This window comes from Amphibacillus sp. Q70 (genome assembly GCF_052055485.1).
In the GTDB taxonomy this organism is placed as follows: Bacteria; Bacillota; Bacilli; order Bacillales; family Amphibacillaceae; genus Amphibacillus.
Genome location: NZ_CP197171.1, coordinates 2,244,791 through 2,269,929 on the forward strand (window position 1 = coordinate 2,244,791; position 25,139 = coordinate 2,269,929).

16 protein-coding genes and 1 other RNA gene are annotated in these 25,139 nt (G+C 36.9%); 10 read left to right on the forward strand and 7 right to left on the reverse strand.

Going from position 1 to position 25,139, the window contains the following annotated elements:
* Positions 1–40 precede the first annotated feature (40 nt).
* Together uxaC and ltrA are read left to right on the forward strand one after the other, a co-directional pair.
* On the forward strand, positions 41–1,453 hold the full coding sequence (gene uxaC / locus ACS127_RS09860) for a glucuronate isomerase (protein WP_440894872.1): 1,413 nt from the start codon (positions 41–43) through the stop codon (positions 1,451–1,453).
* A 579-nt stretch (positions 1,454–2,032) separates the two neighbouring features.
* A complete protein-coding gene (gene ltrA / locus ACS127_RS09865; RefSeq protein ID WP_440894873.1) occupies positions 2,033–3,421 on the forward strand; it encodes a group II intron reverse transcriptase/maturase in 1,389 nt (462 codons plus the stop codon).
* A 77-nt stretch (positions 3,422–3,498) separates the two neighbouring features.
* Here ltrA and ptsP read toward each other — a convergent pair whose 3' ends face one another.
* From ptsP to ACS127_RS09880, 3 genes are all read right to left on the reverse strand, one after another.
* Positions 3,499–5,214 (reverse strand): phosphoenolpyruvate--protein phosphotransferase, encoded by a 1,716-nt coding sequence (gene ptsP, locus ACS127_RS09870; RefSeq protein ID WP_440894874.1) that lies wholly within the window; start codon positions 5,212–5,214, stop codon positions 3,499–3,501.
* Between the two features lie 6 nt (positions 5,215–5,220).
* Positions 5,221–5,490, reverse strand: coding sequence for a phosphocarrier protein HPr (locus ACS127_RS09875; RefSeq protein ID WP_440894875.1), 270 nt, complete (start codon positions 5,488–5,490; stop codon positions 5,221–5,223).
* Positions 5,491–5,808: 318 nt separating this feature from the next.
* Positions 5,809–6,561, reverse strand: coding sequence for a DeoR/GlpR family DNA-binding transcription regulator (locus ACS127_RS09880; RefSeq protein WP_440894876.1), 753 nt, complete (start codon positions 6,559–6,561; stop codon positions 5,809–5,811).
* A 348-nt stretch (positions 6,562–6,909) separates the two neighbouring features.
* Between ACS127_RS09880 and secG the strand changes: the two genes are divergently transcribed.
* The 3 genes from secG (at position 6,910) to rnr (ending at position 10,359) form a co-directional block, all read left to right on the forward strand.
* Positions 6,910–7,140, forward strand: coding sequence for a preprotein translocase subunit SecG (secG, locus tag ACS127_RS09885; RefSeq protein WP_440894877.1), 231 nt, complete (start codon positions 6,910–6,912; stop codon positions 7,138–7,140).
* A 155-nt stretch (positions 7,141–7,295) separates the two neighbouring features.
* Positions 7,296–8,039, forward strand: a complete 744-nt coding sequence (locus ACS127_RS09890) for an alpha/beta hydrolase (RefSeq protein WP_440894878.1) — start codon at positions 7,296–7,298, stop codon at positions 8,037–8,039.
* A gap of 43 nt (positions 8,040–8,082) precedes the next feature.
* Entirely contained in the window at positions 8,083–10,359 is a 2,277-nt protein-coding gene (rnr, locus tag ACS127_RS09895) for a ribonuclease R (RefSeq protein WP_440894879.1), read from the forward strand.
* Positions 10,360–10,516: 157 nt separating this feature from the next.
* On the opposite strand, the gene ACS127_RS09900 is transcribed toward rnr, so the two are convergent.
* Positions 10,517–11,392 carry a GNAT family N-acetyltransferase gene (locus tag ACS127_RS09900; protein WP_440894880.1) on the reverse strand — a complete coding sequence of 292 codons (876 nt, stop codon included), beginning with the start codon at positions 11,390–11,392 and terminating at the stop codon, positions 10,517–10,519.
* Positions 11,393–11,669: 277 nt separating this feature from the next.
* Between ACS127_RS09900 and smpB the strand changes: the two genes are divergently transcribed.
* From smpB to ACS127_RS09925, 5 genes are all read left to right on the forward strand, one after another.
* Entirely contained in the window at positions 11,670–12,134 is a 465-nt protein-coding gene (gene smpB / locus ACS127_RS09905) for an SsrA-binding protein SmpB (RefSeq protein WP_440894881.1), read from the forward strand.
* Between the two features lie 103 nt (positions 12,135–12,237).
* Positions 12,238–12,600, forward strand: a transfer-messenger RNA (tmRNA) gene (gene ssrA / locus ACS127_RS09910).
* A gap of 1,242 nt (positions 12,601–13,842) precedes the next feature.
* Entirely contained in the window at positions 13,843–14,925 is a 1,083-nt protein-coding gene (locus tag ACS127_RS09915; protein WP_440894882.1) for an IS30 family transposase, read from the forward strand.
* A 424-nt stretch (positions 14,926–15,349) separates the two neighbouring features.
* The gene (locus ACS127_RS09920) at positions 15,350–16,345 is read left to right on the forward strand and encodes a response regulator (RefSeq protein ID WP_440894883.1); all 996 of its coding nucleotides are present in this window, start codon (positions 15,350–15,352) and stop codon (positions 16,343–16,345) included.
* A 374-nt stretch (positions 16,346–16,719) separates the two neighbouring features.
* Entirely contained in the window at positions 16,720–19,767 is a 3,048-nt protein-coding gene (locus tag ACS127_RS09925) for an ATP-binding protein (protein ID WP_440894884.1), read from the forward strand.
* 1,093 nt (positions 19,768–20,860) lie between these two features.
* Here ACS127_RS09925 and ACS127_RS09930 read toward each other — a convergent pair.
* From ACS127_RS09930 to ACS127_RS09940, 3 genes are all read right to left on the reverse strand, one after another.
* A complete protein-coding gene (locus ACS127_RS09930) occupies positions 20,861–21,598 on the reverse strand; it encodes an esterase family protein (RefSeq protein WP_440894885.1) in 738 nt (245 codons plus the stop codon).
* An 18-nt stretch (positions 21,599–21,616) separates the two neighbouring features.
* Entirely contained in the window at positions 21,617–22,786 is a 1,170-nt protein-coding gene (locus tag ACS127_RS09935) for an ATP-grasp domain-containing protein (protein WP_440894886.1), read from the reverse strand.
* Positions 22,787–22,927: 141 nt separating this feature from the next.
* Positions 22,928–23,710: an alpha/beta hydrolase gene (locus tag ACS127_RS09940; protein WP_440894887.1), complete on the reverse strand. Its 783-nt coding sequence runs from the start codon at positions 23,708–23,710 to the stop codon at positions 22,928–22,930.
* Positions 23,711–25,139: the final 1,429 nt, after the last annotated feature.

The following is a 25,139-nucleotide window of genomic DNA, read 5'->3' on the forward strand; positions in this document are numbered from 1 at the left end:
TATGATGCGATTTATTAATCAAATATAAAGGATGATCCAGTTGCAAAAATTTTTAACAGAAGATTTTTTATTAGAAAGTGAAACTGCCAAAAGGCTTTACCATGAATATGCTAAGGATATGCCAATTTTTGATTATCACTGTCATTTAACGGCCGAGGAAATTGCTAAGGATCGAAATTTCTCATCGATAACTGAAATGTGGTTAGGTGAAGATCATTATAAATGGCGAGTTTTGCGCAGTAATGGCGTTGCAGAATCATATATTACGGGTCAGAAAAGTGAAAAGGAAAAATTTTTAAAATGGGCAGAAACAATACCCCACTTATTAGGTAATCCACTTTATCATTGGACACACCTTGAATTGCAGCGATGTTTTGCCATTGACGTCCCTTTATCGCCAAGCACTGCAGAGCAAATATGGGAACAGTGTAATGAGCAATTACAGAAAGGTCAACTTTCTACTCGTGCTGTTATTGATAAATTTAATGTTAAAGTATTGTGTACGACTGATGATCCAACGGATACGCTTTACTACCATGAACAACTTAAAGCTGATCCAAGTTTTGATGTCAAAGTTCTGCCGACCTTTCGACCGGATAAAGCTCTGGATATAGGCAGTGCTCATTTCACTGACTGGTTAGGTAAATTAGAAAAATCAGTTGGACAAGCGATAACAACTTATCATGATTTCCTTAATGCTCTTAAGCAAAGAGTAGATTTCTTTGACCAAGTCGGATGCCGTCTTTCTGATCACGGCTTGGACTCATCTTTCTATGAGGAGGTTAGTGAACAAACATGCGTGTCCATTTTTAACAAACGCATTGAAAATCAAGCGCTAACTGAGCAGGAGATTGTACAATTCCGTACGGCTATACTGCTGTTTTTAGGGAAACTTTATGCAGAAAAGGGATGGGCCATGCAGTTTCATATCGGCGGACTACGTCATGTGAATGAATACATGGTGGAGCAGGTCGGCATAAATAGCGGTTTTGATTCCATAAATGATTTCCGTTATGCTAATGATTTAGCAAAATTAATGTCGAAATTGGAATTGGATAATAAATTGCCCAAAACGATTTTATATAATTTAAATCCCAATGATAATTATATGTTAGCAACGATGGCTGGTAATTTTCAAAAGGACTTTCCAGGGAAAATTCAATTTGGTACAGCATGGTGGTTTAATGATCATCGTGAAGGGATAGAAAGTCAAATCCAAACCTTAGCCAATGTCGGTGTCCTGTCAACCTTTGTTGGTATGCTAACAGATTCTCGAAGTATTCTTTCTTATACACGACACGAATATTTCCGCCGCATTCTATGTAACATACTTGGACGTTGGATCGAAAATGGCGAATATCCAGCTGAACTGAAATGGGTTGGTCAAATAGTTGAAAATATTGCTTATCACAATATAAAAAAATATCTTGATCTTGATTTAGACGAAAAATAAGGTGTGATTTCAAGGGAGCTAGCAATCATAGCATATTTGAAGAAATAGTAACTTTAATCGTCATTCAAGTTTAGCTGATCTAGAAGTCAGTCCCTTTAAATTTAAAAGCCCGTAGTCAACTTAACAGTGACTAAGGGCTTTTTAGGTGCGCCCTGCATGGGTGAGAACTTGGTGGTGAAAGTCCACTACAGGCTTGGCAGTAGGAACTGTTAGCGAAAGACAAGGTGGCTATCGTGAGGTAGTGGCTGAAGGAAGTCAGACGCAAACTCCTGGACTGACGAACAGAAATTAGATAGAAGGCTGAATTAGGTCGGATAAGTCTGCATAACAAGACAAAGTCCAATACTGCCCGAAACCTATACAGTAAATCTAGCAGTTATATGGGAGGAAAGTTCTCACTCTTACCGGGGGAGGTCTTGTGAGGGTGACGTGTGAGTTGAGTGATAACGAGCCGACACAACTAAGGTGGTGACATCTTGGTGAATCACAAGAAATCAGCAGAGGTCGTAGTAGTGTGAAAGGACCAAAACATGAAGGACCGAACAATAGTAATTTTGAAAAGTCTAGGAGGTGTGAAAGGTGCGAGAACTGCAGAAAACAGGAGAATCTGGCTATTGGCAGAGAGATAAGGTGGAACCTGAAGGGTATGTCGAAGCGCATAGTGCCTTTCATGGTGAAAAGAACAATCAAGATGGTGTATCCAATCTGTTTGAAAGAATCCTTTCAAGGGACAATCTGAATCAAGCTTACCTTCAAGTGGTCAGAAATAAGGGTGCAGCCGGAGTGGATGGTATGACATATGACCAACTGCTTCCATACTTGAAGGAACACAGGGAAGAACTATTAACGCAATTGTATCTTGGAAAGTATAAACCTCAACCCGTATTACGGGTTGACATTCCAAAACAAGACGGCGGCATAAGAAAACTTGGAATCCCTACCGTTATGGACCGAATGCTTCAACAAGCAATAAACCAAGTATTACAACCCATATTTGAACCGACGTTCTCCGATAATAGTTTTGGGTTTCGTCCAAAACGTAGTGCACATCAAGCCATCATACGGGCAAAATCGTACTACGAACAAGGGTACAAATATGTGGTGGACTTGGATATGAAAGCCTACTTCGATACAGTCAATCATGACAAACTCATGTACTTTGTGGAAAAACGGATAGCGGATAAACGAGTCCTACGCTTGATAAGACAATACTTATTAAGTGGAATCATGATTGACGGCATTTTTGAAAAATCAGAGGAAGGAACGCCTCAAGGAGGAAACCTATCTCCGTTACTCAGTAATATTTACTTAAACGAGTTAGACCAATTACTGGAAAAACGAGGACGCCGATTCGTGCGTTACGCAGATGATTGTAACATCTACGTGAAAAGCAAAAGAGCAGGTCAGCGGGTCATGGAAAGTATTACGAAATTCCTTGAGAGAGATTTAAGTCTTACCGTGAATCAGGAAAAGAGTGCGGTGGGTAGCCCCTTGAAACGAAAGTTTCTAGGCTTCTGTCTCCTCGTCACAAAGAAAGGTGTTCAAATCCGTCCACATTATAAAGCAAAAGCGACCGTTAAACAGAAACTCAAACGAATCACTAAGCGTAATCGTGGAAGAAGTATCGATAGGATTTTAAAAGAAATCCAGCAACTTATGACAGGGTGGATAAACTACTATGGCATAGGAGAAATGAAAGGATTTATGAAGAATCTGAATGGGTGGTTGAAGCGAAGAATTAGACAATACATCTGGAAACAATGGAAAAACCCACGTACGAAACGAAAGAATCTAATTCATTTAGGTATCGATAAACGGAAAGCTTATGAATGGTCGAATACAAGAAAAGGTTACTGGATTATATCAGGTAGCTATGTACTCCATCGTTCATTGACAGACAAAGAACTGGCAGGGAGAGGATATAAAGATATCGCTCTTCAATACCAGTTCGTACACTCAAACTATTGAACCGCCGTATACGGAACCGTACGTACGGTGGTGTGAGAGGGGTGAAAAGTTATTTAGCTTTTCCCTCTACTCGATTTTTATTGGTTCGTTTTTTCACGAATAAAGGCTTCAACTTCTTCAGCTGTTGACATGCTTAATAATTGTTCTTTGTAAGAAGCCATTTCTTCTTTAGATAGATCTCTAATTTGTGTTCGTGCAGGTAAAATGGATGTTGCACTCATACTAAATTCATCTAAACCAAATCCAAGTAAGATAGGAATGGCAATTGAATCGCCTGCCATCTCACCACACATACCTGCCCATTTGCCTTCTGCATGAGCAGCTTCAATCACATTGTTGACCAAAGTGAGAATCGCTGGATGATAAGGTTGATAGAGATAAGAAACACTTTCGTTCATCCGATCAGCAGCCATTGTGTATTGGATTAAATCGTTGGTTCCAATACTGAAGAAATCAACTTCTTTAGCAAATTGACGTGCGATCACGGCAGTAGAAGGAATTTCCACCATGATACCAATTTCGATCTCATCTGATACTTGGATACCTTCGCCTTTTAAGTTTTCTTTTTCTTCAAGTAATAATCCTTTTGCTTCACGGAATTCTTTTAATGTTGCAATCATTGGGAACATAATTTTTAGATTGCCGTAAGTACTTGCGCGTAATAAAGCACGAAGCTGAGTACGGAAGATATCTTTACGTTCCAAGCATAGACGGATAGCTCGTACCCCTAAAAATGGATTCATTTCTTCTGGGAGATCAAGGTAACTTAATTCCTTGTCGCCACCGATATCTAATGTACGCACAACAACAGGCTTGTCTTTCATTTGTTCAAGGACAGATTTATAAGCCTCAAATTGCTCATCTTCAGTTGGGAAATCACTGTTGCCCATGTAAAGAAATTCAGTACGATAAAGACCAACAGCTTCTCCACCGTTATTAAGTGCACCTTCTACGTCATTAGGTGTACCGATGTTTGCACCTAATTCAACGTGCTGACCGTCTTTGGAAACGGTCGGCTCATCTTTAAGTTGGGCCCAAACTTCTTTTTGCTTAGCAAATTCAGCTTGTTTACTTTGATACTTCTCTAATACATCTTCAGAAGGGTTAATAATAACTTCGCCATCCATACCGTCGACAATGATAGTATCACCATCTTTGATATCTTTGGTGATAGTTTTTGTTCCAACGACAGCTGGAATTTCTAAAGAACGAGCCATAATGGCTGAGTGTGATGTACGTCCACCGATGTTTGTGGTAAAGCCTTTAACAAATTGCTTATTAAGTTGTGCCGTATCGGAAGGTGTTAAATCTTCTGCAATGATAACGACTTCTTCATTAATTAAAGCAGGATCTGGAAAGGAAACATCTAATAGATGAGCCATCACTCGCTTGGTTACATCTTTAATGTCAGCAGCACGTTCGCGCATGTAGGCATTGTCCATTTGGTCAAACATCGTGATGAACATTTGGCTAATTTCATCTAGTGCTGCTTCTGCATTAACGTTTTCATTTTTTATTTTATCCTCTACTGCTGTGATTAACTCTGGATCACTAAGGACAAGTAAATGAGCTGAGAAAATTTCAGCATGTTCATCCCCAAGTGATTGACGGGCATGCTCTTTAACTTCTTCGAGTTCTGTTTTTGAAATATCTAGGGCGTCTTTTAGGCGTTGTATTTCTAGCTCAACATCCTTAACTTTCTCTGTCTCAAAAGAAAGATCAGGTGCTTCAAGTGTATAAGCTTTAGAAATGGCAACACCATTTGAAGCGGCAATACCTTGTAAGTTTTTCATCGTCTATTATTCACCAAGACCTTCCTGCTTGATCACTTCATCGAGCGCCTTAATAGCGTCTTCTTGATCAGCACCATCTGCAACAATTTTTATTTCAGCATCCATAGGGATACCGAGAGACATAACACCCATAATTGATTTTAAATTCACGGATTTTCCGTTGTACTCCAACGTAATGTCGGAAGAAAAGCTACCTGCTTTATTAACAAGAACGGTTGCAGGACGTGCGTGCACTCCTGTTTCAGCAGTGATTTTAACTGTTTTCTCTACTGACATAAAAAAACCTCCTAATAAAAAAATTCTTAGTTACTTGTTGATTATAACACAATTCTAATTCTACTGTGACTTGCTCTCATAATTCAAGTATAAACTGTTAGAAAAATTAGACTTATTGCTAAGCCTTTATGGAGGAAGCCTTATCCTATTATCAAATAGGCTCATCGTGAAGCAATTTCATAACTGCCATTCAGTTGTTTAAGATTTGATAGGATTCACAGACATAAAATTGATTAAGATAAATGGTACTCTCTCCATCCACTCAAATTTAATACCTTGTTGGTGAAGCTTTTGACCATGATTATCGTACAGGTAACATTATTTTGCCACTAGCTTTATGTTTGTTTTCTTTTTAAATTGTTTCTGTAGTTGAATATCCATGGCATCGATAATTAATGTTGCCCCGTTAATTGGACTAATCTGGGCAAAATTCTTTTGTTTTAGCTTAGAATGATCAGCAACTACGTATTGTTTTTCAGTTTGATTTAATGCCGTTTTCTTTACGGTTGCTTCTTCTGGATCAGGTGTTGAATAACCATAGTCTAAGTCGATTGCATTTGCTCCAATAAATACACGATCAAAATGATATTGTTTTAATGAATGGAGGGCACCCGCTCCAATGACAGCTTTGGTAGTATGCTTCACTTCACCGCCAATTAAAAATGTTTTGATGTCAAATTGATTTAAGCGATCCAGATGAGTTAAACCATTTGTCACAACAGAGATGTGGCGATTGGCTAAATAGGGAATCATCTCATAAGTGGTCGTTCCTGCATCTAAATAAATACATTCATGATCTTTTATTATGGAAGCAGCTAGGTTAGCAATTTGCTTTTTTTGTTTGACAAAATGCGTTGTTTTTTCGGAATAGGATAATTCAGTTTGGGCTGAATGTTTGTTTGTTGCGCCTCCATGAACACGAACGAGCTTCTGTTGTGCTTCTAATTTACTTAAATCTCTTCGGATTGTTGACTCAGAGGATGAAGTTAATTCAACAAGTTCTAAAATAGTCACCAATTGTTTTTCTTCTAATAAGTTGAGGATAAGATTAAAACGTTCAGTGGTGTGCAAAATTCAATCCCCCCTTGGATGAGAGTGTTTAATACTCAACTCCCATCATAAATGAAGGCTTGAGATAATTCAATCATAAGCGTCTAAGAGTTGTCATAGCATTGTTTGGTGAAAAAAAGAGCTTTGCTAAAAATAAGGAATTAGAACAAGCTGATCTGTTCCGAGGTGGTATGCATGTAAAATATGACTTGGTTGACTTTTAAAATTTTGCTCTAGCAAAAAGGGAAACTCTATTAAAAAGCTTGCGGTTAGAGAGTGTTTTGTGATAAATTAATGATAATGTCTTTTATTTCGTAATTATTGAGATCATATTTTTAGGGAAAGATTGTTTAGGAGGTGTGCGCACCCATGCAAAGTGTTGCAATCACGTTATTAGTTATTACATCAATCGCACTAATCGCTCTTGTGGTGATGCAATCAGGTAAAAGTGAAGGCCTTTCTGGAGCGATTTCAGGTGGAGCTGAACAACTATTTGGGAAGAAAAAAGCGCGAGGCATTGATGCTGTATTAAATCGAGCTACAATTATTGTTTCCGTTCTTTTCTTTATTTTAACTTTCTTGTTAGCCTATGTTTTATAAGAATGAATCGATATGAACCTCTCAATTGATTTAATCATTGGGAGGTTTTTTCGTTTCGTTTTATAATCAAAAACGGTGCAGGTAATGGTTAAGTTTGTTAAGATTAAGCCATAATAAAGTAGATAGTGTTGTATGTGAAGGGAGAAAAAGAATAAATGAAGACTCAAACACCTAAACCATTTATGTTTGAAGAAGGAAAAAAAGCGGTATTATTATTACATGGTTTTACGGGTCATAGTGCAGACGTTAGAATGTTAGGTCGGTTTTTGCAAAAGCAAGGTTACACAACCTATGCCCCCATCTATCGAGGACACGGGAAGGGTCCAGAAGCGCTAACCGAAGGTGGTGCAAAGGAATGGTGGGCTGATGTACAAGAAGCGTATCAAACCTTAAAAGATCAAGGCTATCAAAAAATTGCTGTTGCTGGATTATCATTGGGAGGAGTTCTAGGCTTAAAATTAGCGTATTCTGAGCCTGTCATGGGAATTATTCCGATGTGTACACCTATGATTTTAGGCCAAGATCATCGTCTTGATCAGGGCTTTCGTTACTATGCAAAGCAGTATAAGAAGGCTGAGGGTAAGGAAGAAGCTGAGATCGAAGCAGAAGTGGAGCAATTAATTGAAGGATCATCGACTTTATTCAGTGAGATCGCTGATTTAATTAGAGAGGTAAAAAATGAGTTAGATACAATTTATACACCCGCTTTAGTTGTTCAAGCAGAGGATGACCATATTATTAATACAGAAAGTGCGAATTATATTCTAGATACGATTGAATCTGATCAAAAGGAAATCAAATGGTATAAAGAAGCCGGTCATGCGATTACGCTGGGACCCAAAAGAGAGCAAGTTCATCAAGATATCTACCAATTCTTAGAATCACTTGATTGGGATTAAACAATGATAAACAGTATATATTAAATAGAAAGAAGGTGAAATAATGGATGAATTAAAAGAAAAGTTAATTGACTTTTTCAATGACGAAGCGAAAAAACCATTAAAGGTCGATGAAATCATGGCTGGTTTAGAATTGGATGCAAATGATTCAGAACTGTTTAAATCAGTGATCAAAACGTTAAACGCTTTGGAAGATGATGGGGAATTAATTCTAACTAGGAAAAATCGCTATTGCTTACCAGAACGAATTGGTTTAGTAAAGGGATACATTCAAATGCATAAGAAAGGTTTCGCTTTTCTTATTCCTGATGATGAAGAAAAATCTGATGTTTACATTAATCCGACTGACTTGCATGGAGCAATGAATAAAGACCGTGTTTTCGTTCGAATTGAAACAGAACAGATGGGAGCTAAACGCTATGAAGGCGTTGTGGAACGAATCATCGAACGTCATTCAAATCGTGTGATTGGAACCTATGAAGATAAGGGTAGTTTTGGTTTTGTGATTGCGGATGATAAACGAATACCTAATGATATTTTTATTGAGAAAAGTCAATCACACGGTGCAGTGACAGGTCATAAGGTCATTGTCAATATTACGAAATTTCCTGAAGGAACGATGTCGGCAGAAGGGGAAATTGTCGACATCCTTGGCCATAAAAATGATCCGGGTATGGATATCATTTCTATTATTCATAAGCATGATATTACCATTGATTTTCCAGAAGAAGTGATGGCTCAGGCGGAAAATATTCCTGATCAAATTCAGTCTTCTGAGTTGAAAGATCGCCGTGATTTGCGAGATGAACAGATCATCACAATTGATGGGGAAGATGCGAAGGATTTAGATGATGCAGTGACAGTGACAAAATTACCGAATGGAAATTACCAACTAGGGGTTTATATTTCCGATGTTTCCTATTACGTTGAAAGAAACTCACCCATGGATCAAGAAGCGTATGATCGGGGAACAAGTGTCTATTTAGTTGATCGAGTCATTCCGATGCTTCCACATCGCTTATCAAATGGTATTTGTTCATTGAATCCTGGTGAAGATCGTTTAACTTTAGGATGTGAAATGGAAATTAATCCAAGTGGAGAAGTGATCAAGCATGATCTTTTTCAAAGTGTGATCAATAGTTCAGCGCGAATGACCTACAAAGAGGTCAATCAGATCCTAGTCGATCAAGATGAACAACTGCGGGAAAAATATCATGAACATGTTCCTATGTTTGAAGCGATGGAGCGGTTAGCTGAAATCTTACGACAAAAGCGATTTGGTCGTGGAGCGATTGATTTCAATTTTAAAGAAGCACAAGTTCTTGTTGATGATACCGGTCATGCTGTTGATGTTGTTTTGCGTGAACGTTCCGTTGCGGAGCGCTTAATTGAAGAATTTATGTTAATCGCTAATGAGACGGTAGCTGAGCATTTTCATTGGATGGATATTCCTTTTATTTATCGAATTCACGAGGACCCCGATGAAGAAAAGCTGCAAAATTTTTATCAGTTTGTAGGTCAGTTTGGTTATAGTGTTAAAGGAACAGCTAATGAGATACATCCTCAGGCTCTCCAGCAAGTACTTGACCTAGTGGAAGGTGAACAGGAAGAAATGGTCATCTCGAAAGTGATGCTCCGATCGATGAAACAGGCGAAGTATGATCCGAATAGTCTGGGGCATTTTGGGTTGGCGACAGAGTTTTACACCCATTTCACTGCACCGATCAGACGTTATCCAGATTTAATTGTTCATCGTTTAATTCGAACTTATTTAATGGATGGAAAAATTGATCGAAAAACACAAAATGATTGGAAAGCGAAATTACCCGAGATTGCAAAGCATACGTCTGAACGGGAACGAATCGCTGTTGATGCAGAACGAGAAACCGATGATTTGAAGAAAGCCGAGTACATGCAGGACAAGATAGGCGAGGAGTTTGATGGTGTCATCAGCTCAGTCACTGGTTTTGGTTTATTTGTTGAACTAGAAAATACGGTTGAAGGCTTAGTACATGTCAGTGATTTAACAGATGATTATTATCATTATGATGAACGTAGTTATGCCATGATTGGCGAGCGGACAGGTAATGTCTTCCGTATTGGTGACGCGATCACGATTAAAGTAGCAGGAGTTAATTTAGAAGAACAAGCTGTTGACTTTGAAATTGTTGGGATGAAAAAGAAAGCACGTCGTCAAGAGACCAAAAATAACGACCAGAAAAAACCTGAAAACACCAAAAAACAGAAGAAACAAAAAAAAGAGCGAAAACGAAAGAAAAATATTAAACCACCAAAAGCAAAGAAACAGAAAAAACGTTAGAAAAACGAACACTTTTACTAGTTCCCTTACGTGAAAGTGTTCGTTCTTCTTAATTGGATAGATACTCGTACAATCATTTCAGCAGATGTGTAGAAATTTAATAATTTGTAATCCCATTAATTAAGGAGGGGAATTTATTCAACTTCAATGTCTTGGCTTAACTAATTTCATTGTTTGGAATTCGCCATTTGCTGGTGAATTCACCGTATAATACCCATCCATCTGAAACGTCAAAAGCTTCAAGATTTGGGATTTGTTCAAAGGCTTCTGGTGTAAAGTCAAACCAAGGTCTGCGTGGTTCTTCACTTTGCTTAAGATCTGTTGTGATTGTTTCAAATAAGCCAGGCTGATTAAAGTAATCATCCCAGAAATAACGTACTTGAGCATAGGTTTCTTTTTTATAATCATCGGATATGAGCAACCAACGATCTGCTTGTTCATTTTGATAAAAGCGCGTTTGAGCTAATTTCTGATCGCTGAGCAGTTCATCATGATATGGAAAAGGATAATAGCATTCATACGGGTAAATATCCAATACATCTTCTGAAAGCTTTTTTAAAATCGTTCGTTTTTGAGCTAAGGTTTCTATTTCAGACCAAACCTTCCCAGGAGTCGTCATTAATAAATCTGGATTAAGTAAGGGGAAGCTATAGAATGTTTTAAGTTCACTTAAATCGAGTTTATTTAGAATTCGCCGCGAAGGAAGATTACCAATATTCGTGTAGCCACCAATCCAATTGACCTGTTCTAGTTTTGTTAGGTAATCAACGATGTACTCTAATAAATAGCTAGCGTGACCCTGTCCTCGAAAACGAGCATCGCTTCTTAACCGGCCAAGCATTGCATAGCCACCGGGATAAAGTGTATAGCCTGCCACACTAACAAGGTGATTGTTTTTAAACAGACCAAATAATCGATGATCGGGTGCTGTTGTTAATTTATCAAATATATCGATCATATAGTCTCTTTCAATCGTTGTTTGCATGGCTTTATATAGAGGTAAATCATGGGGTGTAAGTTGTCTTATGTTCATTTATTTCACTCCCTGCAATCAAAATAACAAAACATATCATCGCATATTGAGAATGTATTTGTCTAGAATTTTTTCCGGGTAAAGAAAATTTTTAAATAACCTTTTATCTTGGAAACTTTTGTTTCATTTATTTTGTCAGCGATAAAATTTGATCCCTCAGGCTATTAAACAAATTTTTAAAATTAAATCAGCTGATTTGACCGAGTTAGGAATGAATTGTTTTTCCCTATTGAACCTGTTAAAATAAAGAATGTCTTAAGATGGAGGAGGGTTATAAATGCCCAGAGATACAAGTAAAGTGATGGCTCGAAATAAAAAGGCTTCACATGACTTTTTTATTGAGGATACTTTTGAAGCGGGACTTGTTTTACAAGGAACTGAAATCAAATCAATTCGAGCAGGTCGTGTCAATATGAAAGATAGCTTTGCTCGAGTGGAGCGTGGAGAAGTTTTCTTACACAATCTTCATATTTCACCTTATGAACAAGGGAATCGCTATAATCATGAACCGACTCGAACACGAAAGTTACTATTACACAGAAAACAAATCAGCAAGTTAATTGGTGAAACGCAACAAGCTGGTTATTCACTTATTCCGATAAAAATTTACATTAGAAATGGTATGGCAAAAGTGCTAATTGGTTTAGGGAAAGGGAAAAAGAAATACGATAAGCGTGAGGATTTAAAGCAGAAGCAAGCTAAGCGTGATGTCGATCGTGCTTTGAAAGAGCAATTTCAGTAACACTTGAAAAATTTTAAGTTTTTGTTATAATAGTCATTGGAAACAAAACAATTCAATAGTACAAAGTTCAAATTCCAATTCAATTCGTTTTGCTCCTTTATATGGGGGCGTTTTGGATTCGACAGGGGTAGTTTGAGCTCAAGTCGCGTGTCGAGGTTACGGCTCGTAAAACGTTACTCGCCAATAATAACTGGCAAAACAAACAATTACTCTTTAGCTGCTGCATAAGCATTGCTAAAGGATCCTTTCCAGCATCGCTCGTGTGCCGGGTATAGGGTCTCAACTTAAGCGAGATACGCTAAACATCTGCCGTCTGAAGAAGTTTAGAAGAGACTAAGCAGACTAGCTACTAGGATGCCTGTTGATTGGCAGAATAGGTAGTGAACCCTGAATAAATCAACTACACATGTAGACGCTTGAGTGGCGATATCTCTGGACGTGGGTTCAAATCCCACCGCCTCCACCAATACATAATAACTATTGGTGTGACAACAAAGTTGATAGTATAGATAAAAAGTTATAAAATCGTCTTCGATTGAGAAGGCGTTTTTTTGTTTTTGCTCAGGAAGCGATCAGTAGGGGCATCGTTATAGTAAAATGGCGGCGTCTGTAGTAAGGACTCAACGCTTATCATCGATCAGCTTTTCTTCTTTGCTCAGTCAATATTGGTTTTCTTAGCTGTCTTGGAGCCTTTATTTCATCAGAAGTTCCTCAATTTGTAAGTTGTTCAACAAGCACTTTAGTTTTTTTCGAAAAGGATTAGACCCTAGTCTGTTTTGCTAAAGAAGCTTTTAAATGAATAACCATGTTTAGCTTTAATGTAGAGATTTTACCAGTGCAATTAACTATTAAGTGCGTTAAAATAGAGTTCTACAGAGTTATATTTATTTAAAGTCGTTTAAATAATAGTTGTAAGCTCATGTCTTCAAGAATATGAGGGAAAGTTCCCCATAAAAATCGGAATTGACAGCAAGTGTGGATCTGGGCCATTCAGAGGCCAATTCTTGCTTGTATTTCAAATTACTAATAAGGCTTTTGGTGCGGCGAGTAACCACATGAAGGAAAGTTAAATGACATTGCAAGAATAAGTGCTTTTCTTATTCTAAACTCTAGTCCTAATTAAAGTAGAAAAGATAATCATCAAGTTGTGTGGCAAATGTTTGAATGTGCCTGCATCATGTATACCTGTTTTCCATTGATTGAGGCTTTACTTTAGCTGTTAAGTTTAAGTCATATCAAGATTCCCCAACATCATCCAAAAAACTTCAACTAAAAATACCATATATTTGGAAAAAGACATTTGCAAAATAGCAATTATTTCGTTCTAGCCGGTGGTAAATAATATAGTTCACCACTGTTGAAAAGCCAGACAAATTTAAGAAAGTGAATTTTATTTTGTCCCACTAAAGGATTATTAATTGCTCTTTTATTAAATTTTACAGTAGAAGAGAGTAAATTTTCTGTCCGTTAAATCTTACCATAAAGCGAACTGTTTTTACGTAGAATAAGAGATATAGCTAGGAACTGTAAAGGTTACCTTGTTAATCTCATCAAAGTACAGTAAATACAATAATTCATTAAAAATTTGAGAATAGTAAAAAGAATAATTATCGTAGATTATATAATCAAGTTAGTCACCTAAAATAAAAGGCCATGTGAATCTCATGTTATATTGAAAGTACGACCAACCAATATAAGGAGAATTCACATGACCCATGTAAATACTATCACAGAATCACGGAAAGGGAAACACCTTACATTTGCTGAAATGAAACAGATTGAAGCATATAAGAAACTCGAGTTATCAAACCGAGCGATTGGCCGACTGCTTGATCGCAATTATCAAACCATCAATAATAATGTTAAGAAAGGGACTGTTACACAAGTCCAAAAGCAAACACAGAACGGCAAATCCTATTTTTATGAAAGAGCAGTTTATTTCGCAGATGTCAATTATGACGTCTATGAAAAGAATCGTTCGCATTGCGGCCGCCGCCCCAAATGGGTTGATGGACATGAATTTGTTGATTGGGCTGATCAAAAAATGCGACAAGACAAATGGTCACCTGATGTTGTTGTCAATGTAGCTAAAAGTGAAGCCTTCTTTCATGAATCCATCATTCCAAGCACGTCCACACTTTATCATTGGATTGATAGTGGCATCATGCAGACAAAGAATATGGATTTGTTAGAAAAGGTTGATCGAAAACCACGCTCCACAAAAGGCAAAGGACATCGAAATAAAAAGGTGCATGGTATCTCAATCGAAGAACGTCCAGAATCAGTTAACCAGCGAAAGGAATTCGGACATTGGGAAATTGATACGGTTATCGGTAAAAAGAAGGCTGATGAACCTGTTCTATTAACGCTTGTTGAACGTAAAACAACCTTTGAACTCCTCTTCAAAATTGATGGGAAAAGAGCAACGCAAATTGATGATACCTTACAACATATGATTAGTCAGTTAAACGGAATCGAAGGTGACATTTTTAAAACCATTACCTCAGACAATGGAAGTGAGTTTAGTAATCTATCTGAATTGTCTAAAGAGATTGATGTCTATTACTGTCATCCATACGCTTCCTTTGAACGAGGAACCAGTGAAAATCAACATAAAATCATCCGTCGTTTCTTACCCAAACATGAGTCGCTGAAAGATGTTAATGAGGATCAAGTCAAAAGGGTTCAACAATGGATGAATGACTATCCACGAAGAAACCAAAACTATAAAACACCTCACCAAGCATTTGTCTTAGAGCTACAGAAATTACAGCTGAATCTTGTTGCTTAAAATCATGTTTAACCCAGGTATGTCCCGTGATGGTGTGCATGGATCTGTTTGGCTTTAAAGCCAAACAGATCCATGCACACCACTAAAGCACAAATTCATGCCTTTACTGGCATAAAACAATATAACTTTGTGAACTCACTAAAATAATTATTCTAAGTGACTAACTTAAACTTGAAATTTAGGAAAGAATAATTATCCTTCATTTTAGCTTATTTCTCCAATATACGCTGATATTTTTTGACCAATACTTCTGAATAATATGAGGGAAGAATAGGGCTAATTTTGAGTCTCCTGCTTGTATAGAATTTGTACAGAATTTTAGGAGATAGCTAATATTCTTTGTCATGTATGATTTAATTATGCTTGCAAATCGATAGATTGATTGAATTGCGAATCAACAATAGTTAATTTGGAGGGATAATAAATGCTTAATATCTGCATCATTGATGATGAACATTTGGCATTAGAATACTTGGATTTATTATTAAATAAAATAGCAGGGGTAAAAGTTGTAGGGAAATATAGTGATCCGCAAGATTTAACTGATCATGTTCGAAATCAAAAAGTAGATGCTATTTTTTTAGATATACATATGCCTGGTATTAAGGGAATTGATTTAGCAGAACAACTCTTAAATATTCAGCCTGCTTTACATATTGTTTTTGTAACTGGCTTTAATGAATATGCTGTCAAAGCTTTTGAATTAAATGCGTTAGACTATATTTTAAAGCCCGTACAAAAAGATCGTTTACAGTTATCCATTGATCGCATAAAACAGAAGCATGATATAAAATCAAATGTGGAAACTCCTCAATCAACATATATGATTCAGAATTTAGGAGCATTGTCTATTAATCAGGATGGTCAGCCAGTAGAAGTAAAATGGCGAACGGCTAAAACAAAGGAATTATTTGCTTATCTTGTTCAGAATCATCGAAATACGATTCGAAAAAGTGAACTAACAAGCTTAATGTGGGACAATCTTCCTTGGGAAAAAGCGCATTCTCAATTGTATTCTACGATTTATCAAATTAGAAAGGTTATTCAACATATTGGTATCCCCATTAAAATAGTGAGTCAAGATGAATTTTACCGGATAAAGATAGAGGGTGTACAAATCCAGTCTAGTGAATGGAAACATTCTGCACTGCAATTATTAGAAGAGAGGACTGTATCAGTAACTCAATATTTTGCCTTATTAGAAGATTATCAAGGTGATTATTTAGAGGAAATGCAACATACCTGGATTTTGAAGGAAAGAAGCACTATTAAAGCCTTATGGTTGCAATTAATCGGACATTTAATCGAACATATCAATCAGCATGAGAATACATCATCATATGTTATCTCAAAATTATATGCGCTAGTAAGTTTTGATGATGAAGCTACAAGATTAGTACAAAGTAAAATAACGCGTTAGGTTTCTTTTGTACGACTGCTACAGAGATTGATTTAACAAATTTACTGATATCCAACAGAAGAAGGAACGTAAAATGATAAAGCGAGGCTTTATATAGAGAAGAGTAGGCTTACATGATAAGCTTATGCAAATATTTTTGATCAGATGAGTGGTCACAAATCATTACAGTGGGATGAGTAATCACACTAAGGAAGGCTACCGAGAATAAGGACTTTTCTTATTTTGAGTTTCAGGATGTGGTGTTTTTGTCAGCCAGCCAGTTGTGTCGCGATAAAAACGATCTAAGTTGGATCCGTATTTTAGGTCATATGGCTCTACAGAATAAAACACTAAGTTGGACGTGTTAAAAATTGACGTTGGAAGAGATGAGGTCTATGAAGAGAAATTATGTTTGGTTGGGGACTATTTTACTTCTTTTTATCATTGGTTTATCGAGTTCTCGATTTATTTGGGCAACTTTATCTGGAAATAGTCTACAACTGGATATCCAGGAAGGAGAACTTGATTTACGAGAGCGGAATTTGGATGAGAAGGAAACCTTAGTGCTTAATGGGGAGTGGGATTTCTATCCCTCAACATTTATTATGGAAGATGACAATCAATCGAATGTTGTTCCAGAAACGATTGTTTTGCCTGATGGTTGGAATGATTTGTTAGGTTCTTCCACTGGATATGGTTCATATCATTTAAAAATCAAGGTGAACCCAGATCAAGATAAAGATTATAGTTTATATGTACCCAGTATTCGTGATTCCTCAGAAATTTATGTAAATGGACGTCAGTTATCAGGATCAGGTGAAGTAGCTACAACCGAAGAACAGTTTACTGCTAAAAATGTGCCTCAAACCACCGTTTTTACGGCGAATGAAGATGGGATCATCGATCTTGTTATTCAAGCTGCAAATTATAAAGACTTAAGAGATTGGGATAGTGGGATTGTCCGTTCGATTCGATTTGGAACCGAACAAGCGGTGACAAGAGAAGTGCAGTTCTCCATTTATATGCAAATCAGTATGGTCATCATTCTTTTGCTTCATTCTGTCTACACCTTAATCCTATATTTTATTGGAAATCGAAATAAGCATTTATTCTATTTTTCTTTGTTGACTTTTGTCTTTGCTATCATTTTTCTCTTTACGAGTAAAGAGAAATTGTTTCATCAATTATTTTATATCGACAGTGATTTGACGATGCGACTGTTGTTTGCCTTGTGCTTAATTGCCGGTTATGCTTTATTGCAATGTACCGACCATCGAGAACTACCATATTGGAAAAGGATCTTTCCTTATTATCAAGGAAGTGTCTTTGGATTAGCATTTATTACTTTGTTTTTAACAATATCACAAACTATTTCCTTACTTCCTGTCTATATTTTGATCGGTTCTTCTCCCGCTATTGTTTCATTATTTGCAGTTGCAAGAGCTTATCGACAATCAACTAAGACGGATTTGTTTTTAGTATTGAGTTTTGTTGCTGCGATTCACCATGTCATCTGGGCGATTGCATGGAGAGAGAATGGTATGTATTTGCCACATTATCCGTTTGATCTCATTATAGCTCTGATATGTCTTGTGATCGTTTGGTTTAAGGAATATTTCCACATGCATGAAGAGACAAAAGAATTGGCTGAGAGCTTACAACGAATGAATCAAGAGAAAGATCAATTTCTAGCCAATACATCTCATGAATTTCGCAATCCTTTGAACAGCATATTATTGCTATCTAAAGCTGTTCGGGATCGAGAAGAAACTGCCTTGTCAGAACGGAGTATCAATGAACTAAACACGGTTTTGGATGTCGGAAAGAAAATGAATCTTCTGCTAACTGATTTATTGGAAGCAAGGCAACTACAGAATAGTAAGCCGCGACTTGATAAACAGGTTATCACGTTAGAACCCATTGTAACAGGGGTGATTGACCTATTAAAGTTTTCGTCTGATATGAAGCAGCTTCAAATCATCAATCAAATTTCAAAAGAATTTCCTGCTGTTTATGCTGATGAAAACCGCTTAACACAGATTTTATTTAATTTAGTTAAAAATGCGATTAAATATACAGATCATGGATTGATTGTTATATCAGCTACCGTGAAAGAAAAAATTGCGGAAATCCATGTCACAGATACAGGCACAGGTATCAGCGCAGAGATGAAAAAACGGGTATTTCTTCCTTATGAACAAGGTGATTCTTCAGAAGCCATACTGGAAGGCGGTTTTGGATTAGGACTCAGTATCACGAAACAATTAGTAGAGCTTCATGGAGGAACGATACGTGTCTCTTCAAAAGAGGGAGAAAAAACAACGTTTACCTTTACTTTGGCATTAGCCTCTCCCCATGCGGCTGTTCAGTTACCTAGCGAAAAGTCACAAGCTACTCGAGACGTAAGAGAAGCAGGGCAAACAGAAGGGTCATCATTGAAAAATAGTCAATTTCCATCTATTTTAGTGGTAGATGATAATCCTGTTAGTTTATTAGCTCTTAATGCTACCTTACCCGCTGATGAATATAATGCTATATTTGTTTCAAATGCCAGCCAAGCTTTGGAGGAATTAAAAAAAGAGGAATGGGATATGATTATTTCGGATATTATGATGCCAGAAATATCAGGATATCAACTAACCAGAAACATCAGGGAACGTTATTCTCTGACTGAACTTCCTATCCTATTGCTAACGGGTGGGAATTCGGATATCCAAGCTGCCTTTGAAGCGGGTGCCAATGATTATGTGACAAAACCGGTAGAACCAATTGAACTTAAAGCTCGGATGGATTCTTTAATAACACTTAAGCGTGTAGCACAGCAACAATTACAGTTAGAAACTTCATGGTTACAAGCGCAAATCCAGCCGCATTTCTTATTTAATACGCTCAACTCTATTAAGGCATTAAGTGAATGGGATATAGAAGAAATGAGGCAATTATTAGATCAATTTGGAAATTTTTTAAGAAGTAAATTTCAGTTTCACCAAATGAAAGCATTGATTCCTTTAGAGGAAGAATTAAATATTGTTCGTTCTTACTTATACATTGAACAAGTACGTTTTGGAGATGCACTGGAGGTCAAATGGGAGTTGGAAGAGGATCAGGATGTTAATATTCCCTTTTTGTCGATTCAACCCTTAGTGGAAAACGCAGTACTACATGGGATTAGACAAAGGCAAGGGAAAGGAACGGTCATGATTAAATTTGTAAAAGATTCTTCTGCTTCAAAGGCGACGTTTACCATTGAAGATGATGGAGTGGGAATAGACGAAGCAGAGATTCCTAATCTTTTAAATGGACAGATTGGAAGCCAATCAGGTGTTGGTCTTTTAAATGTTGAACAAAGATTACATCAGCATTATGGCAAAGGATTGACGATTGTCAGTTCACCTGGTCAAGGGACACGTGTTTCTTTTGAAGTAGATTTATCTAAAAATTAATAAAGTGCTTTGATAGAGTTCTTTCTGCAATAATGAGGAGAGTAGATAATTTTTCTAAGCAAAAGAGACTGAGACCAAACTTGTCTCACATGAATAAAAACGGCTGTGTTTATCTATTTTTGATAAACACAGCCGTTTCGTTTTTTAAAATATTTTCCTTGTTAACGGTGGAGTATTTACTTATATTTACATGAAACATCGGATAGAAGCCCTCTATCCGATATTTTGGCTTGCGATTTTGCTTGAAGTGTATGATAGAAGGGTTCAATCCGACATTCTGGCTTGCGATTTTGCTTGAAATGTATGATAGAAGGGTTCAATTCGACATTCTGTCTTACAATTTTACTTGAAATGTATGATAGAAGGATTCAATCCGACATTCTGGCTTGCAATTTTGCCTGAAATGTATGATAGAAGGGTTCAATTCGACATTCTGACTTGCGATTTTGCTTGAAATGTATGATAGAAGGGTTCAATTCGACATTCTGGCTTGCAATTTTGCCTGAAATGTATGATAGAAGGGTTCAATTCGACATTCTGACTTGCGATTTTGCTTGAAATGTATGATAGAAGGGTTCAATCCGACATTCTGGCTTGCAATTTTACTTGAAATGTATGATAGAAGCCCTCTATCCGACATTCTGGCTTGCAATTTTGCCTGAAATGTATGATAGAAGCCCTCTATTCGACATTCTGGCTTGCAATTTTGCTTGAAATGTATGATAGAAGCCCTCAATCCGACATTCTGGCTTGCAATTTTGACTGAAATGTCCTCCCGTGTTTATTTCTCAACCGTTATTCACTTGATTAGAACATACTTGAATAGATTCAAGTGCTGCAGCCAGAATGATAATAATTCGGGTAATCTAGTTACATAAAAAAACTGTTACACCATCTATTGTGCAACAGCTCTTTTTATTTAGCTGGGTTTTGTCCCAGTTTCTTTCCCTTTTAGGAAAATAATTTTTTAAGGGATGTTCAGAAGGTCTCATAAAAATGATACGACGAGAATGAAAGAGCTTCAATTAACTACCGCCACGTTCCAGCACCATATGATAGCGAACTTAACCGACATGGTTTTTCATCCTCTTTTTTAAACACACCCATTAAGGTAATATGGCATTTGCTTACGCCACCAAATCCAATCATGGGAAACATCTTCTCCCCACTCATCAAACCAAGCAGAAATTTGTTTTTCTTCAAACGCTTTTTTTAATGTATAGAATGAGGGCAAACCGTCTAGTTCCCAGTCACCCAGTCCTGTACAGACAATAATATTTGCTGATCGGTAATGATCAATAAACCAGCCATCATTTTGATTCCAAATATAATCACACGGTGAATTTTGGTAGATTAGCGGATCATCCCCATAATCCCCGAAAAAGAAGCGGGCATCATATATACCGCTCAGTGCAATTGTTGTCTGAAAAACATCGGGATGCCTTAGGAAAAAGTTCAATGCATGATAAGCCCCCATGCTACAACCAGTCGTCATCATTGGATCGAACCAATTTGTTTTATGTTTAATAAATGGAATGGCTTCTGAAATCAGATAACGATCGTATGCTTCATGGGCTAGTGCACGATCATGCGGTGACTTTGAATGATCTAACCAGCTTTCACTATCAATACTGGCTAAGGTGAAAAATTGCACCTTACCCGCCTCAATAAATTCCTGGCATGCCTCAATCATGCCAAAATCATAATATTCAAAATGTGTTCCGCCTGATGATGGAAAAACAACAATAGGCATACCACTATGTCCATATCTATTTAATGGCATGTCACGGCCTAGTTCGCTACTCCAATGGCTTAATTGTTCGATATGCATCATTTATTTCTCCTATCTCTATTTTTTCTTTTCATGGACGAAACGAGTGATCTCATTAACCTCTTCCTCTGTTTCTGCATTGATGGCATAAAATTGATTTCCCTGAAGATGAGCAAACGCTTCTGGGATACGCTCAACAAATTTCACTTGATCACCAAATCGGTCACGAATCGCTTGTATATCATGAAGGTATTGATAAGCATCACGCTGTGTGACACCAACACAATATTGATTTGGAACAGTGGGATCTGTAAATTCTCCACCTGTTACCAGTGAAGCATATTGCGCAAATAAATCAATCGAGTAAGCATAGTTATACATATCAATCGTATAACCTCCCGCTAGACGGTTATTATATTCCAGCGCTACATAATCTCCATTCTCTAATTGGAAAAATTCAATATGGAAAAACCGCTCTTTCATACCAAAAGCTTTTACAATCGCTTGTCCATAGGCTTCAAGCTTCGGATCAATTTCTTTTTGGATCACATAAGATAGATCCAGCTGATCCTGGACAAGCTCTAATGTCGGTACATTATAGGTAAAGCTTGTCTGAAAAACAATATCTCCTTTTTGATTCGTTAAGCCATCAAAGGTACAAAGTTTGCCATCTTCAATGTAAGGCTCCAAGAAATATACTGTTTTTTCCTGCCATCTCGCTTCAAAATGATCTACATCTTCATCTGAGCTCAGTTTAAAAGTCGCAGCAGACCCTACTCCGCTATCTGGTTTAGCAATAACGGGAAGTCCAAGTTTTTCAATCGCCTTTGTTAAATCAACTTTATTATTGACGACACATCCTTCGACAACAGGTACACCAGCTTTTTTAAATAACTTTTTCATTTCAGACTTAAATTTCACTTTTTTCAAGTCGGCTGTTTTATTGCCATAGACATTGAATTGTTCACGAAGCTGTGCATCAAGCTCTAACCAGTGCTCATTATTGGATTCTATCCGATCGATTGGTCCATGTTTAAAAAATAAAAAGGCAACCGCACGCTTGACCTCATCAATATCTTCTAAATGATTGACACGATAATATTCATTTAAAGAGTTTTGTAATTTAGTGCCTAATTGATCATAAGGTTCTTCACCAATTCCAAGCACATTGACACCTACATCTTTCAAACGATACGCAAAATTCTGAAAATTCGGAGGGTAATAGGGTGATATTAAAATATAATTCATCTTAAAACTCCTTTCCTAATGTAGTGAAAATAAGTTGCTTAATGGCTAGAAAGTCAGCTTTGTTGAAGCGATTTACCCAAAAATGAAGATTTAAAACACTAGTGAAGTGGGAATTTTCCACAAGCAAGGGCGTATATTGTGTTAAGACCAAGGCTTGCTTAAAAAACGTAAACATTCTGGAAGGTGTTTTGACCAAGCCTCTTCATTGTGCTTCTCTCCCGAAAAAATATTTAAATCAATATGATCAATGGGAATATTACCTTTTATCAATTGCTTACCATATTTTAGCGAACCATCGATATAAGCTTGTTTCATATTTCCATACATTAGCTGTCGATCGGTATCATCACCTTCTTCCGTTCCGACTTGGATATAGACATGTTGTTCAGGATCTAACGATTCTTTTTCAATATAATGATCAAAAGCCTTGTTTGTGATCCAATTAGCAAGCGAGAAAATACCTAAACCCCCAATTTGATCTTTATATTTAATCCCCATGAAAGCCGAAATATTCCCACCAAGAGAACTGCCAATCATCGCTGTGTGATATTTATCTGCTTTCGTTCGATAATGCCCATCGATAAAAGGTTTTACCACAGTCATAATAAATTCGGCAAATTCAGCCCCTCTTCCACCAAGTTCTATGTCTTCTGGAAGCGGACTTTCTGTTATCTTCCAAGGGGTATACTCATTAATCCGTTCTTTTTCACCATGATCGATCCCGACAATGATCATTTTTGGCAAATTAGGATTTCGTTTTATGGCAGGGATAACCTTCCATGAATAACCACTGTAGGCTTCACTACTATAAAAAACATTTTGTCCATCATGCATGTAAACCACAGGGTAATACTGATGCTTATCTTTTTCATATCCCTTTGGTAATAATACACGCACGCGACGTTGTTCATTTTTGTATACCATAGGGAGCTTGTGTGTGTCCAACTTTAAATAAAAATACGATTGTCTCATGTCATATTCCTCGTTCCTGTCAGATTCTACTATTGTATAAGTATTGGCTCAAAAAGTTTGGTAAAAAGGATCGAGAAGATCAAGGTGGTGTAGCTTTGCGCAACAGATCGGCACAGGGTATGAGTGACTTAAGCAAAAGTTCTTAATTTAGCCAATGCGCTTCTCGTGTGTTGCGTTGATTTCGACGAGTTAGTCGAGGATCTTCTGTTATCGATACATCTTTTTTTATTGGGTCTTTTGAACATCTGCTTTAAGATAATTTTCACACTTGGAAATCTATAACTCTATCTTGTAGACAGTTGCTTCTGCTTTTGTTGTTAGTTTTCTGTGAGAACTCAGAAAAAGATAATCATATCGATAGCCGAGTTCTTATCATAACTATAACGTATTTGCAGCGGTTTGTTTAGTTATTTTTAATGCGTCAAAAAATTTTGAACCTCTTATGCTTAAAATTACAAGACCTCTCAGCAAATGTTTTCAATGGGGTAAGTAACCCGTACTTGAGTCGTTGTAAAGCATTTACACCGATAGAAAGACTCTCTTTATCATCACTTTCAATATCCGATGGACACAGCGAAATTAGCCCGTCTGTGTGCAAGGAAATAATGAATCAATAAACTTCTATAACCAGCCCCGAAAAGGATTACTTATAAACTTATGACGTGATATTTATTGGAAATGAAGAGTCAAAAAGGATCAAGGAGTCGTTATTTTGACTTGTATAGAAATTGTATATATATATACCGTGTTCCCCCACCTATAGGGTGAGTTATCATAGAGTATAGCTATGGAAATATAATAATTATTATATAGAAATAGCACTAAAATATAACTTCAATGTAATAAAATACCTGTATATCCCACTAACTACAAGAAATCCAAGTAGCATGCTTAATTTTGTTGAAACATTAGGGTGAAAGAAGCTATTCATATCCATTCTTATCCCCTAAATATACTTATTTTCCTCTCTATTCTGAACAGGAGTCAAATGGGTGGTTAGAACTGCGGTGACTCACTCTATCAAAAGTATGAAACATGCTTAAAAATAATCTCGTTATTAAGTGTTATGACCTGACATTAACTAATTTAAGAATGTGTGGGGGATTTTGTGTTAGCTCTTTATGAATGTATCTGTTTGCTAGCTAGAACCATCCATTAGCTAAACTTAAATAATAGTGAATAGAACAATACGCGATGATTATTCAGTCAATCTAGCTAACAGATCATTTTAAAGATAGAGAAAATATTTAAATGGGAGGTGCAAGATAACTTGTGATTCTCAATTAAATATGTAATTGAGAATTAAATAATAAAAAGGAAGGCGGGTTAATTTGAAAAAGAAAATTAGTTTACTCATGATTTTCCTTATTGTAATCCAGGC

What these genes read in the sequence shown, in the direction of transcription:
- ptsP (WP_440894874.1), bottom strand. Translation starts at nt 5,214, where the DNA reads ATGAAAAACTTACAAGGTATTGCCGCTTCAAATGGTGTTGCCATTTCT.
- ACS127_RS09875 (WP_440894875.1), bottom strand. Translation starts at nt 5,490, where the DNA reads ATGTCAGTAGAGAAAACAGTTAAAATCACTGCTGAAACAGGAGTGCAC.
- secG (WP_440894877.1), top strand. Translation starts at nt 6,910, where the DNA reads ATGCAAAGTGTTGCAATCACGTTATTAGTTATTACATCAATCGCACTA.
- ACS127_RS09890 (WP_440894878.1), top strand. Translation starts at nt 7,296, where the DNA reads ATGAAGACTCAAACACCTAAACCATTTATGTTTGAAGAAGGAAAAAAA.
- rnr (WP_440894879.1), top strand. Translation starts at nt 8,083, where the DNA reads ATGGATGAATTAAAAGAAAAGTTAATTGACTTTTTCAATGACGAAGCG.
- ACS127_RS09900 (WP_440894880.1), bottom strand. Translation starts at nt 11,392, where the DNA reads ATGAACATAAGACAACTTACACCCCATGATTTACCTCTATATAAAGCC.
- smpB (WP_440894881.1), top strand. Translation starts at nt 11,670, where the DNA reads ATGCCCAGAGATACAAGTAAAGTGATGGCTCGAAATAAAAAGGCTTCA.
- ACS127_RS09915 (WP_440894882.1), top strand. Translation starts at nt 13,843, where the DNA reads ATGACCCATGTAAATACTATCACAGAATCACGGAAAGGGAAACACCTT.
- ACS127_RS09920 (WP_440894883.1), top strand. Translation starts at nt 15,350, where the DNA reads ATGCTTAATATCTGCATCATTGATGATGAACATTTGGCATTAGAATAC.
- ACS127_RS09925 (WP_440894884.1), top strand. Translation starts at nt 16,720, where the DNA reads ATGAAGAGAAATTATGTTTGGTTGGGGACTATTTTACTTCTTTTTATC.
- ACS127_RS09930 (WP_440894885.1), bottom strand. Translation starts at nt 21,598, where the DNA reads ATGCATATCGAACAATTAAGCCATTGGAGTAGCGAACTAGGCCGTGAC.
- ACS127_RS09935 (WP_440894886.1), bottom strand. Translation starts at nt 22,786, where the DNA reads ATGAATTATATTTTAATATCACCCTATTACCCTCCGAATTTTCAGAAT.
- ACS127_RS09940 (WP_440894887.1), bottom strand. Translation starts at nt 23,710, where the DNA reads ATGGTATACAAAAATGAACAACGTCGCGTGCGTGTATTATTACCAAAG.